10 protein-coding genes are annotated in these 13,154 nt (G+C 74.1%); 2 read left to right on the forward strand and 8 right to left on the reverse strand.

The window, feature by feature from the left end:
- Positions 1–59 precede the first annotated feature (59 nt).
- From VM242_04500 to ettA, 8 genes are all read right to left on the reverse strand, one after another.
- A complete protein-coding gene (locus VM242_04500) occupies positions 60–1,313 on the reverse strand; it encodes a geranylgeranyl reductase family protein (GenBank protein ID HVM04414.1) in 1,254 nt (417 codons plus the stop codon).
- Positions 1,310–2,206: a TIGR01777 family oxidoreductase gene (locus VM242_04505; protein HVM04415.1), complete on the reverse strand. Its 897-nt coding sequence runs from the start codon at positions 2,204–2,206 to the stop codon at positions 1,310–1,312. Before VM242_04505 ends, VM242_04500 begins: the two co-directional genes overlap by 4 nt.
- A 209-nt stretch (positions 2,207–2,415) precedes the next feature.
- Positions 2,416–4,068 carry a VanW family protein gene (locus VM242_04510; GenBank protein HVM04416.1) on the reverse strand — a complete coding sequence of 551 codons (1,653 nt, stop codon included), beginning with the start codon at positions 4,066–4,068 and terminating at the stop codon, positions 2,416–2,418.
- A gap of 39 nt (positions 4,069–4,107) precedes the next feature.
- On the reverse strand, positions 4,108–4,806 hold the full coding sequence (locus VM242_04515; protein ID HVM04417.1) for a 7-carboxy-7-deazaguanine synthase QueE: 699 nt from the start codon (positions 4,804–4,806) through the stop codon (positions 4,108–4,110).
- A 4-nt stretch (positions 4,807–4,810) separates the two neighbouring features.
- Entirely contained in the window at positions 4,811–5,482 is a 672-nt protein-coding gene (gene queC, locus VM242_04520) for a 7-cyano-7-deazaguanine synthase QueC (GenBank protein ID HVM04418.1), read from the reverse strand.
- A complete protein-coding gene (gene queD, locus VM242_04525) occupies positions 5,479–5,829 on the reverse strand; it encodes a 6-carboxytetrahydropterin synthase QueD (GenBank protein ID HVM04419.1) in 351 nt (116 codons plus the stop codon). Before queD ends, queC begins: the two co-directional genes overlap by 4 nt.
- 101 nt (positions 5,830–5,930) lie before the next feature.
- On the reverse strand, positions 5,931–6,155 hold the full coding sequence (locus VM242_04530) for a hypothetical protein (GenBank protein ID HVM04420.1): 225 nt from the start codon (positions 6,153–6,155) through the stop codon (positions 5,931–5,933).
- Between the two features lie 267 nt (positions 6,156–6,422).
- Positions 6,423–8,108 carry an energy-dependent translational throttle protein EttA gene (gene ettA / locus VM242_04535; protein ID HVM04421.1) on the reverse strand — a complete coding sequence of 562 codons (1,686 nt, stop codon included), beginning with the start codon at positions 8,106–8,108 and terminating at the stop codon, positions 6,423–6,425.
- Positions 8,109–8,235: 127 nt separating this feature from the next.
- Between ettA and VM242_04540 the strand changes: the two genes are divergently transcribed.
- Entirely contained in the window at positions 8,236–11,883 is a 3,648-nt protein-coding gene (locus tag VM242_04540; GenBank protein ID HVM04422.1) for a multifunctional oxoglutarate decarboxylase/oxoglutarate dehydrogenase thiamine pyrophosphate-binding subunit/dihydrolipoyllysine-residue succinyltransferase subunit, read from the forward strand.
- 67 nt (positions 11,884–11,950) lie between these two features.
- A partial coding sequence (locus VM242_04545) for a hypothetical protein (protein ID HVM04423.1) occupies positions 11,951–13,154 on the forward strand: 1,204 nt, incomplete at its 3' end.

The raw sequence follows: 13,154 nt of genomic DNA on the forward strand, positions 1-13,154 counted from the left end.
GCCGACGACGACCAGCCGGCGGTGGTCGCCGTGGCCGCCGTTCCCCGCCCCCGCCTTGCTCAGGGGCGGTAGGCGCCCGCCCCGCTGAACATGCCGCGGTGCCAGCGGTGGGGCGTCACCACGACGGCCCGGGGGTAGTCCTCGAACAGCCACCGGGCGAAGTTGCGCCGGGTCCACCCGGTGGCGCCCGCCAGCCGCAGGGTGGCCCGCAGCCCCTTGCGGTGGGCGATGCCCATGGCCGACAGGCGCCCGGCCAGCCGGTTGTCGACGGCCAGCCCGGCCCGCACCATGGACTGGTAGGCGGATGCCGCCCGCTCGGGCGCCAGGGCGCCGGCGGCGAGCACGGCCTCGGCGGCCAGGACCCCCGTCTCCAGGGCCTGGCCGATGCCCTCGCCCGTCATCGGGTCGGTGGCCCGGGCGGCGTCGCCCACGAACAGGGCCCGCCCGCCGGCGGCCGACAGGGCGGTGCGATGGACCCGGGCCGGGATGGGCCACGCCTTGTGGGGCGCCTCGGGCCGGGCGTGGTCGCCCAGGGCGGCGCGCACGTGGGGCCGGGCCAGCAGGTCGGCCCACTGCGCCTTCATCACTTGGACGCTCACTCCCGCCGTGCGCTGCACGCCGAATCCGACGTTGGCCCGCCCGTCGCCCAGCGGGAACGACCAGGCGTAGCCGGGCAGCAGGTCGGGCTCGAACCACACCCACAGCTCGGTGGCGGCCACGTCCGACACCCCGGTGAAGTACTGGCGGAAGGCGTGCCACTCGCCGAGGTACGCCTCGTCGTGGCCGTCGTCCTCCCGGGTGGCGAGGGACTTCCGCAGCCGAGACCACATGCCGTCGGCCCCGATGGCGTAGCGGGCCCGCACGGGGCCGAGGCCGTCGACGTCGAGCACGACGGAGTCGCCGCCGCCGTGCACCTGCGCCGCCCGCAGGCCGCACCCGTCGTGCACCTCCACCCCCTGGCGGCGCGCCACGTCCAGCAGGGCGGCATCCAGGTCGGCCCGGCGGGCCACCGCCGCGTACAGGCCCGAGTGGCGGGGGAGGGGGAACACCACGGCGTGGCCGGCCGGCCCGCGGACGTGGACGTCGGCCACCGGGAACCACGACCGCACCGACTCGGGCCGCAGCCCCAGTGCCTCCAGCCGTCGCAGGGCCCCGGTGGTGAGCCCGTCGCCGCAGCACTTGTCCCGGGGGAAGGTCGCCTTGTCCACCAGGACGACCGAGCGCCCGGCCCGGGCCAGCGTGATGGCCGCCGCCGAGCCCGCCGGGCCGCCGCCCACCACGGCCACGTCGGCCGTCCGCACCGCGCCGCTCATCGGTGGAGGAGGTCGTGCATGGCCGCGGCGATGTCGGGGTGGCGGAACCGGTATCCGGACGCCAGCAGCTTCTCGGGGACGGCCCGCTGGCTGGCCAGCACCATCTCCTCGGTCATCTGGCGGCCGACGACGAGGCTGAGGGCGAACCGCGGGACGGGCACGAGCGCCGGCCGGTGCAGGGCCTTGCCGATGGCCTTGGCCAGCCCGGCCGACGTGGTCGGCTCGGGGGCGCACAGGTTGACGGGCCCGCGCAGCGACTCGGTGGTGAGGGCGTGCACGATGGCTCCCACCTCGTCGTCGAGCGACACCCAGCTCACCCACTGCCTCCCCGGGCCCAGGGGACCGCCCACGCCCAGCCTGAACATCGGGAGCTGCCTGGCCAGCGCCCCCCCGTGCGCGGCCTGCACGATGCCGGTGCGGGTGTGGACGACGCGCACGCCCGCCTCGGCGGCGGGCGCCGCCGCCTCCTCCCAGTCCCGGACCACCTCGGCCAGGAAGCCCTCGCCGGGGCCGCTCGCCTCGGTGAGCACCTCGTCGCCCCGGTCGCCGTAGTACCCGACGGCCGACCCGCTCACCAGCACGGCGGGCGGTGTGGGCAGGCCGGCCAGCGCCCGGGCCAGCGTCCCCGTGCCCTTGACCCGGCTGTCGCGGATCCGCTGCTTCTGCGTGGTCGTCCAGCGCTTGTCGCCGATGCCGACGCCCGCCAGGTGGACGGCGGCGTCGGCGCCCGCCAGCCCGCCGGCGTCGACCGTCCCCGCCTCGGGGTCCCACGCCACCTCGCCCGGCCCCGGCGACCCCCGCACCAGGCGCCGCACCCGGTGGCCGGCGGCGGTCAGCGCGGGCACCAGGGCCGACCCGATCAACCCGTGCGACCCGCTGACGACCACGTCCACCCGGCCATGCTCGCACCGAGCGCCCCCGAAGCGCGAACCGGCCCGGGCCCCGCGTCAGTCGCTCAGGGACTGCGAGTGAACCACGTGAGTGAAGAGGCGACGCCGGTCTGCCTGCCTGTCGGCCGACGTCGTCGCCTGCCGTGGGTTGCAGAGTGGGACGAAGCAGACCGGCGTCGCCTCTTCCGAGCGGGTGGTTCACTCGCAGGCCCTCAGGTGCACTTGACGCCCTCGGCCGGGCGGTACAGCGCCGCGACCGTGTCGACCTTCTTGGTGCCGTCGGCCACGACGGTGCGGGTCCGCTCGGTGCGCACGCGCGTGCACGGGCCCCGGGCCTCGGTGGTCTGGTTGCTCTGCACGACGTCCACCCACCGGGTCGAGTACAGGGTCACGGTGACCGACCGGCTCGTGTAGGTGGGCCAGATGAGCACGCCGTGGGGGCTGGGGTTGCGGATGCGGAGATCCGGCTTGGGCCACGACAGCGTCGCCTCGCGGCCGTACGGGTAGCGGCTGATGTAGAGGCTGTGCGACTGGTACTCGGGGAACTCCAGTCCGGCGAAGAAGGCGGCGTTGAACGTCGTGGTGGCGAACTGGGAGATGCCGCCGCCGATGGACTCGGTGAACTTGCCGTCCTCGATCACCCCGCCCGTCACGAAGCCCTTCTCCTCCGTGCGCTCGCCGACGAACGCGTTGATCGAGAAGGTGGCGCCCGGGAGGATCACCTGGCCCCGCACCAGGTCGGCCATGCGGTGGATGTTCCTCACCCGGGACTGGTTGGCGGCGAAGTTGGTGGTGAAGGTCCCGACCGGCTCCTTGATGCCGAGGGCGTCGGCCTCCTCGACGCTGCGCTCGGGCTCCACCGCCCTGACCGGCAGGGCCACGGGGGCGGCGAGCCCCCGGCCGGCGAGCCGGGCCTGGAACGCCTCCTCGATCCTCACCCCGGCGCCCGGCGCGCAGCACGCCGTCCCCGCCCTGCCCGGCACGACCCGGGGGACGTTGCCCACGACGGTGAACGAGGCGTCGACGGGGTCGGTCCCGGCGTCCTCCAGGATCTCGACCAGCGCGTCCTCGGCCTTCTCCTGGTCGATGACGGCCACGATGCCGGCGGCGGTGACCACCGAACGCACCCACGAGCGCAGCGTCCCGGCGGGGACCTCGGCGGGCTCCCCGTCCACCGACACCGCCAGCGGTGCCGTCGTGGCCGACTCGGCGGCCGACGCCACCTTGCGGGCGTCGGCCACGGAGAACCGTGGCGGGACGTCGCCGCGCGTCACCCTCACGGTCAGCGTGTCGCCCCGCCGGACGGCGTCGGGGAGCGCCTCGCGCACGGCGGCGGCGTCGACGCCCCGGCCCGGCTTGCCCTCGACGACCTCCAGCCGTCGCCCGGCGGGCCGGACGGAGGGCTCGGTGGGCGGGATGCGGCCCTCGTCGGCGGCCGCCACCAGGCGGTGGAGGGCGGTGTCGTCGACGACCACCTCGAGGGGAGCGGTGCGGGGGTCGGCGAAGGAGCGCACCCAGGCCAGGGCCTGAGCGAGGGGGTTCCCGTCGCGGCCCACCTCCAGGGCGGACTCGGCGGTGGCCTTCTCGTCGAGGGCCAGGTCGACCTCGGCGGCGGAGAAGGTGAACGACGGGCCGTCCGTGCGGACCGTCACCTTGCCGGCGGCGTAGTCGTCGGACAGGGCACGCACGGCGGCTTCCAGCTCCGTGCGGGACATCCCGCCGACGTCGCGCCCGCCCAGGGTCACGTTGCGCACGACCTCCCCCTGGGCCCGGCCCGTGTCGACCGCCCAGGCGGCGGCGACCAGGGCGGCGAGCCCGGCGACGGCCGCCAGGGCGAAGAGGAAGAAGCGTCGGGCACCGCGCACCCACCCACGTTCGCGCACGGGATGTGGTTGTCGGGACACCTAGGTGCCCCGCCGGTCCCCCCAGACCAGCACGTGCAGCCGGGGCGTGAGGTTCCACCCTCGGGTGACCACGCCCGGCGCCAGCTCCCGGAGCCGGGCCAGCACGGTCGCCTGGTCGGTGCCCTCGGGCATCACCCACACCGGCTCCAGCCCGCACTCGTCCACCACGGCGGCCACCTCGTCGAGCTCGGCGGGGGCCTGCACGACGAACTTGAAGGCGGCCCGCCCGGTGGCCACGAAGGCCCGGAGCACGTCGGGCCGCACCCGGCGCTCGGCCGGCATGCCCGAGGAGGCGAGCTTGGGCGACACGTTCCAGCCGTCCACCAGGCCGGCGGGGAGCGAGGGGGCGATGGTGCCGCCCGTCTCCACCTCCACCCGCCGCCCCCGGGCCCGGAGCGCCTCCAGCAGCGGGAGGAGGTGGCGCTGCTGGAGCAGGGGCTCGCCGCCGGTGACGACGACCAGGCCGGCGCCGGTGGCGTCCAGGCGCTCCACCACGTCCTCCACGGCCATGGTGGTGAGCTCGACGGCCGGGTCGTAGCGGTCCCAGTCCCACGTGTAGGGCGTGTCGCACCACGAGCAGGCCAGGTTGCACCGGCCCAGGCGGACGAAGGCGGCCGCCCGGCCCACCGACGGCCCCTCGCCCTGGAACGTGGGGCCGAAGATCTCCGACACCACCAGGGTGGCGCCGGCGGCGCTCACGGCGTCACCCGAGGGCGGGGTCGGCGACGCCCGCCCGGGCGAAGCCCCTGGCCCGCAGGGCGCAGGAGTCGCAGCGGCCGCACGGCGCCTCGCCGCCCCGGTAGCACGACCAGGTCAGGTGGAGGGGTGCGCCGAGCTCCAGGCCGAGGCGCACGATCTCCGCCTTGGTGAGGGACACCAGCGGCGTGCACACGTCCACCGGCCGGCCCTCCACGCCCCGCTTGAGGGCGAGGGCGGCGGTGGCGCGGAACGACTCGACGAACTCGGGCCGGCAGTCGGGGTAGCCGCTGTAGTCGAGGGCGTTCACGCCCAGGTGGACGCGGTCGGCCTCCCGCGCCTCGGCCACGCCCACGGCGATCGACAGGAAGATCAGGTTGCGGGCCGGGACGTAGGTGACGGGGACGGCCCCGGCGCCCCCCGGCGAGCCGCCGGCGGCGGGCACGTCGATGGAATCGTCGGTCAGGGCGGACCCGCCCCAGCCCCGCAGGTCGATGGGCACGACCAGGTGCTCGGCGCCGTAGTGGCGCGCCACCTCGGCGGCCCGGGCCAGCTCGACGCGGTGGCGCTGGCCGTAGTCGAACGACAGGGCGAGCAGGGGGCCGGCCTGGCGGGCGGCGAGGGCGGTGCACACGGTGGAGTCGAGGCCGCCGGACAGGACGACGACGTCGCCGCTCACTCCGCCAGCAGCTCCACCGACGACGTCGGCGTCTCCCACAGCCGCAGCCGCGCCGGGGCCAGGCCGGCCGCCTCGAGGCGCTTCCAGGCGTCGGCCGCGACCAGCTCGGCCGTGGGGTTGTCGAGCAGGTCGTTCAGGTAGGCGTGGTCGTAGCGGTCCACCACCTCGCGCTGGACCACCGCTTTCACTTCGGCGAAGTCGATGACCACGCCGTTGGCGTCCAGCGGGCCCTCGACGGTGACCTCCAGCCGGTAGCCGTGACCGTGGAGGTCCCGGCACCTCCCGCCGTGCCACGGCAGGCGGTGCGCCGCCTCGAAGGTGAACGAACGGGTGACCCGGGTGCGCACGGCACCCTCAGGCTAACGGGACGAGCAGGAGACGGCGCCGCCGGAGCACGATCCAACTCGACCGAATGGAGTGAGCGGAGCGAACGAATGGGGTCGAAGCCTCAACTGGCGGCGCCGTAGGGCTCGTTCGCCTCCTTGTAGCAGTCGGCGTGGTAGTGCTCCACGCGGGCCCAGACGCCGTTCTCGTACACGTTGGCGATCACCTGGCGCAGCTGGGCCCTCGCGACGAACTTCACGGCGGCGCCGCAGTGCGCGCACATCGCCGAGTTCCCGGGTTCGACTGGGCGGTCGACCGCCCGGCTCTTCATCACCGTCGAGTTGGCCATGGTGTGATCATCGGCAGCCCGGAATGCCGATTTGAGACTTTCCGGTGACCTCCCGGGCAGAGCCTAGGAGGTTTCGTCCGACCCATGACCAAATTGGCGGTCTCCAGTGGTTGACGCCGGGGCGATTTGGTGTGAGGCTGGCACCAACGCCGGGGTGTGGGTGCGTCCGCCGTGCACCTGCCCCCGGCGTTCCTTCGCGCCTGGGGCCCCGATCCGCCGCGGGGCCCCAGGCGTGTGCGACGCCTCGCATGGGCGGCTGGACCGGCGTCAGGCCCGCTGGAGCGGCTTGTAGCGGATGCGGTGGGGCCGGTCGGCGTCGGCGCCCAGGCGCTTGCGGCGGTCCGCCTCGTAGTCGCTGTACGAGCCCTCGAACCACCGCACCTGCGAGTCCCCCTCGAAGGCCAGGACGTGGGTGGCGACCCGGTCGAGGAACCACCGGTCGTGGCTGATGACGACGGCGCACCCGGCGAACTCCAGGAGGGCGTCCTCCAGGGCGCGCAGGGTGTCCACGTCGAGGTCGTTGGTCGGCTCGTCGAGCAGGAGGACGTTGCCGCCGGCGGTGAGCACCTTGGCCAGGAGCAGCCGGTTGCGCTCGCCGCCGGACAGCTCGCCGACCTTCTTCTGCTGGTCGGAGCCCTTGAACCCGAACCCGGCCACCCAGGCCCGGCCGTGCAGCTCGCGGCCGCCGACCACCAGCCGGTCGGTCCCCCCGGTGACCTCCTCGTACACGGTCCGGGACGGGTCGAGCGTCTCCCGGTTCTGGTCGACGTGGGCCAGCACCACGGTGGAGCCCACGGTCAGCGTGCCGCCGTCGGGCTTCTCGTCGCCGGCGATCATCCGGAACAGGGTGGTCTTCCCGGCCCCATTGGGGCCGATGATCCCGACGATGCCCCCGGGCGGGAGGCTGAACGTCATTCCCTCGACCAGCAGGCGGTCCCCGTAGCCCTTCGTCACGCCGTCCGCCTCGACGACCACGTCGCCCAGGCGGGGGCCGGGCGGGACGGCGATCTCCAGCTTGTCGGGGCGGGCGTCGGCCGAGGACGCCTGCGCCTCGGCCAGCAGGCTCTCGTAGGCGCTGAGGCGGGCCCTGCCCTTGGCCTGGCGGGCCCGGGGCGACATGCGCACCCACTCCAGCTCCCGCTGGAGGGTGCGGCGGCGGGCCGAGTCCGACTTCTCCTCACGCTCCAGCCGGGCCTGCTTCTGGTCCAGCCACGACGAGTAGTTGCCCTCCCACGGGATGCCGAAGCCCCGGTCCAGCTCCAGGATCCACCCCGCCACGTTGTCGAGGAAGTAGCGGTCGTGGGTGACGGCCACCACCGTGCCCGAGTAGTCCTTCAAGAACCGCTCCAGCCACGCCACCGACTCGGCGTCGAGGTGGTTGGTCGGCTCGTCCAGCAGGAGCAGGTCGGGGTGCGACAGCAGGAGCCGGCACAGGGCGACCCGGCGCCGCTCACCGCCCGACAGCGTGGTCACGTCGGCGTCGCCCGGGGGCAGCCGGAGGGCGTCCATGGCGATCTCCAGCGTGCGGTCGAGGTCCCAGGCGCCGGCCGCGTCGATGCCGTCCTGGAGCCTGGCCTGCTCCTCCAGCAGGGCGTCGAAGTCGGCGTCGGGCTCGGCCATGGCGGCGCACACCTCGTCGTAGCGGGTGAGCAGGGCCCGGGTCGCCGCCACGCCGTCGGAGACGTTGCCGAGCACGTCCTTGGAGGCGTCGAGCACCGGTTCCTGGGCCAGGTACCCGACGGTGAAACCGGGCGTGAGCCGGGCCTCGCCCGTGTACCCGTCGTCCTCGCCGGCCATGATCCGCAGCAGCGACGACTTCCCCGAGCCGTTGGCGCCGATCACGCCGATCTTGGCTCCCGGGAACATCGAGATGCTGATCCCCTTCAGCACCTCCCGGTCGGGCGGGTAGAAGCGGGTGAGCTTGTACATGGTGTAGATGAACTGGGCGGGCACGGCTCCGACCGTAGCGGGCGCCCCGCCGCCCGACCGCGACCGGCGGGACCGCTTCACGATCTGCGGCGGCCGCCACCGCGGTCGGCGGTCGGGACGAACGGAGGCGGCCGGTAGGATCGGGAGGGACATGCCTGACGACCAACGCTCGACCAGCTCGTTCGGCCCCAACGACTGGCTGGTCGACGAGATGTACGAGCGCTACCGGGACGACCCCGAGTCGGTGAGCGAGAGCTGGCGCGAGTTCTTCGCCGACTACCGCACCGACCTGCGCTCCAACGGCGGCGCCGTGGCGCCGCCCACGTCAGGCGCCGGCGCCGAGACGGTCTCCGCGGCTGGCGCACCGGCGCCCGCTCCCGCGGCGAAGGCCGGCGATCCGGCACCCGCTCCCGCCGTCGCCCGTGCACCGGCGCCCGAGCCCCGCCCCGGCACGCCGTTGCGCGGCGCGGCGGCCCGTATCGCCGCCAACATGGAGGCCAGCCTGGCCGTCCCCACGGCCACCAGCGCCCGGGTGATCCCGGCCCGGCTGCTCGAGGTCAACCGCCGCATCCTCAACAACCACCTGAGCCGGACCCGCGGCGGCAAGGTCTCCTTCACCCACCTCATCGGCTGGGCCGTGGTGCAGGCGGTCAAGTCCGTGCCTGTCATGAACTCGGCGTTCGTCAAGGACGCCGACGGCAGGCCGGGCGTCGTGCGCCACCAGCACCTCGGCCTCGGCCTGGCCGTGGACGTGGACAAGGGCGGCGGCGCCCGCACGCTCGTCGTCCCCTGCATCCGCGACGCCGACACCCTGGACTTCCGGGGCTTCTGGGCGGCCTACGAGGAGCTGATCCGCAAGGTCCGCACCAACAAGCTGACCGCCGACGACTTCGCCGGCGTCACCGTCACCCTCACCAACCCGGGCACGATCGGCACCGTCCACTCGGTGCCGCGGCTGATGCCGGGCCAGGGCGCCATCATCGGCGTGGGGGCGATCGACCACCCGGCCGAGTACCAGGCCGCCGACCCCCGCATGCTGGCCCAGCTGGGCGTCAGCAAGGTCGTCACCCTCACGTCCACGTACGACCACCGGGTCATCCAGGGCGCCGAGTCGGGCATGCTGCTCCAGCGCACGCACGAGCTGCTGCTCGGCCACGACAACTTCTACGACGACGTCTTCCGGGCCATGAACGTGCCGTACGAGCCGGTGCGCTGGCGGCGGGACGTCAACCCGGTGGACCAGGAGCGCGCCCACCTCACCAAGCAGCTGAGCGTCCAGGCGATCGTCAACATGTACCGGGTGCGGGGCCACCTCATCGCCGACCTCGACCCGCTCAACGCCAAGGAGCCCCGCACCCACCCCGAGCTCGACCCCGCCACCTACGGGCTCACCATCTGGGACCTCGACCGCGAGTTCCTCACCGAGGGGCTGGCGGGCCGGGACGTCCTGCGCCTGTCCGAGATCCTCGGCATCCTGCGCGACGCCTACTGCCGCACCGTCGGCGTCGAGTACATGCACATCCAAGAGCCCGACCAGAAGCGGTGGATCCAGGAGCACGTCGAGGGCGTCGACCTCAACCTCACGCCCGACGAGCAGCGCCACATCCTCATGCGGCTCAACGCCGCCGAGGCCTTCGAGCGCTTCCTGCACACCCGCTACGTGGGCCAGAAGCGGTTCGGCCTGGAGGGCGGCGAGTCCGCCATCGTCCTGCTCGACACCGTGCTCGACGAGGCGGCCCGGGCCGGGCTGGCCGAGGCGGTGCTCGGCATGGCCCACCGCGGCCGGCTGAACGTCCTCACCAACATCGTGGGCAAGTCCTACGGCGAGCTGTTCCGGGAGTTCGAGGGCGACATCGACCCCGAGACGGTGCAGGGCTCGGGCGACGTCAAGTACCACAAGGGCTCCAGCGGCAAGTTCGTGGGCCCATCGGGCCACGAGATCCCGGTGATGCTGGCGTCCAACCCGTCGCACCTCGAGGCGGTCGACCCCGTGGTCGAGGGCATGACGCGGGCCAAGCAGGACCTGCTGGACCGCGGCAGCGAGTACCCCGTGCTCTCCGTCCTGGTCCACGGCGACGCCGCCTTCGCCGGCCAGGGGGTGGTCGCCGAGACGCTCAACCTGTCGGCCCTGCGGGGCTACCGCACGGGCGGCACCATCCACCTGGTCATCAACAACCAGCTCGGCTTCACCACCAGCCCGGAGTCGGCCCGGTCGTCGGTGTACGCCACCGACGTGGCCAAGATGGTCCAGGCCCCGATCTTCCACGTGAACGGCGACGACCCCGAGGCGTGCCTCCGGGTGGCCCGGCTGGCCTTCGAGTTCCGCCAGGCGTTCCAGAAGGACGTCGTCATCGACATGGTCTGCTACCGCCGGTACGGCCACAACGAGGGCGACGAGCCGAGCTACACGCAGCCCCAGATGTACGAGGCCATCCAGAGCCGGCGGTCGGTGCGCAAGCTCTACACCGAGACGCTCGTCAAGCGGGGCGACATCACGCTGGACCAGGCCGAGAAGGCGCTGGACGACTTCTCGGCCCGCCTCCAGGTGGCGCTGGACGAGACCCGCCAGTCCGCCCCGCCCCGCCCGACCGCCCTGGTGAACCCCCCTCCGGTGGTGGTCAGGCCGTCGCCGGAGACGGGCGTCGGCCAGGACGTGCTGGACCGCATCGCCGCCGCCCTGCACTCGGCCCCCGAGGGCTTCACCGTCCACCCCAAGCTGGCCCGCCAGCTCGAGCAGCGGGCCAGGCTGTACGCCGACGGCGAGGTGGACTGGGCCCTGGGCGAGGCGATGGCGTTCGGCTCCCTGCTCCTGGAGGGCACCGACGTGCGCCTCTCGGGGCAGGACACCCGGCGGGGCACCTTCTCGCACCGCCACGCCGTGCTGGTCGACTACGCCACCGGCGCCGAGCACGTCCCCCTGGCCGCGCTGGCGCCGTCGGGCCGGCAGGGCCGGTTCATGGTCTACGACTCGCTGCTCTCGGAGTACGCCGCCCTCGGCTTCGAGTACGGGTACTCCGTCGTGCACAAGGACGCCCTCGTCGCCTGGGAGGCGCAGTTCGGCGACTTCGTGAACGGCGCCCAGATCGTGGTCGACCAGTTCATCGTCGCCGCCGAGGACAAGTGGGGGCAGACGTCGGGTCTCGTGCTGCTCCTCCCGCACGGCTACGAGGGACAGGGCCCCGAGCACTCGTCGGCCCGGGTCGAGCGGTTCCTCACCCTGTGCGCCGAGGACAACATCCAGGTGGTCAACGCCACCACCGCCGCCCAGTACTTCCATGTGCTCCGCCGCCAGGTCCGCCGTGAGCGCCGCAAGCCGCTGGTGATCTTCACGCCCAAGTCGCTGCTGCGCGCCCGCCAGGCCCGCTCGCCCGTCTCCGAGCTCCACCAGGGCCGCTTCCGCGAGGTGCTCGGCGATCCCGGGGCGCCCGCCGCCGACGCGGTGGAACGGGTGATCCTCGCCACCGGCAAGGTCGCCTACGACGCCATGGCCGCACGCGACCAGCGCAAGCTGCCGGCCGCCGTGGTGCGCGTGGAGCAGCTCTACCCGTGGCCGGACGAGCAGATCGCCGACGCCGTGAGCCGCTATCCCGACGCCGGCGAGGTCGTGTGGCTCCAGGAGGAGCCGGAGAACATGGGCGCCTGGGGGTACGTGCGCGGACGCCTCCTCCCGCTGCTGCGCGACGGCGACGAGCTGCGGGCGGTGACCCGCATCGAGACCGGCAGCCCGGCGTCGGGCAGCCTCGCCCTGCACCAGATGGAGCAGGAGGACCTGGTCCAGCGCGCCTTCCAGGGGTTGTGACCGGCCTCTGCCCGGCGGGCGGGGATCCCGGGACGGGGCGCCTGCGTCGCCTAGCATCCTGCCCCTAGTGCCCGCGCGCCACGTCGTCGTCGACGGCTCAAACATCGCCACCGAAGGCCGATCGCTCCCGAGTCTGGTCCAGCTGGACCAGGCGGTGCGCGAGTACCGCCGTGAGTTCCCCGACGACGTCATCACGGTGGTGGTGGACGCCACCTTCGGCCACCGCATCGACCCGTCCGAGCGGGCCGACTTCGACGCCGCCGTCGCCCACAACGAGATCGTGTCGCCGCCCGCCGGTGCCATCGGCCGGGGCGACGCCTTCCTGCTGCGGGTGGCCGAGAAGGTGGGCGCCACCGTGTTGTCCAACGACTCGTTCCAGGAGTTCCACGGCGAGCACGAGTGGCTGTTCAACGCCGGGCGGCTGATCGGCGGCAAGCCCGTCCCCGGCGTCGGGTGGATCTTCACCCCGCGCACCCCGGTGCGAGGCCCCAAGAGCCGGGACTCGATCCGAGAGGCGCGGCGGGCGGCCCGGCCGGGGCGCACCGACGAGGTCAAGTTGGTCCAGAAGGCCATCGAGGTGGCCACCGAGGAGGCGGTCGAGCCCGACTCGCCCAAGGTCAAGCGCCGGCGGCGACGCCGTGGCGGCGCCCCTCCCGCCGACCCCGTCAACGAGCCGCTGCCGTTCATCGAGTTCGTGGCCTCCCACCCGCTGGGCGCCCCGGTGGAGGCGGAGGTCGAGTCCTTCTCGTCGCACGGCGCGTTCGTGATGGCCCAGGGGTGCCGGTGCTACGTACCGCTGAGCGGCCTCGGCGAACCGCCCCCGCGGGCCGCCAAGGAGGTGCTGCGCCGGGGGGAGACGCGCACGTTCGTCCTCCAGGCCCTCGACCCGCCGCGGCGTGGCATCGAGCTGGCGCTGGCCGAGTTCGCCCACGTCTCCGGCGCGCCGACGCCGGAGACGGTGGAGGAGGAGATCAAAGAGGGCGTCGCCGCCGCCCGCAGCCGCCCGAGCCGCCGCCGGGCGGGCAGGAAGGCGGAGGACCGGGCGACGGCTGCTGCCGACGAGGCGCCGATGGAGCCGGCCACCGTCGGGGCGGGCGGGGAGGCGGGCCCGGCCGAGGACGCCGACGAGGCGCCCCGCGCCAAGCGCGCCGGCCGTACGCGGCGTGCCGCCGCCCGGCCCGACGGTGGCCGGCTCCATCGGCGCCTCGTCGGCAGCAGCCGTCGCCCGGTCCTCCGCCTTCCTGCCCGCCCGGCGGCGGCTCGGGCGGCTG

The sequence above is a fragment of the Acidimicrobiales bacterium genome (genome assembly GCA_035540975.1).
Classification (GTDB): Bacteria; Actinomycetota; Acidimicrobiia; order Acidimicrobiales.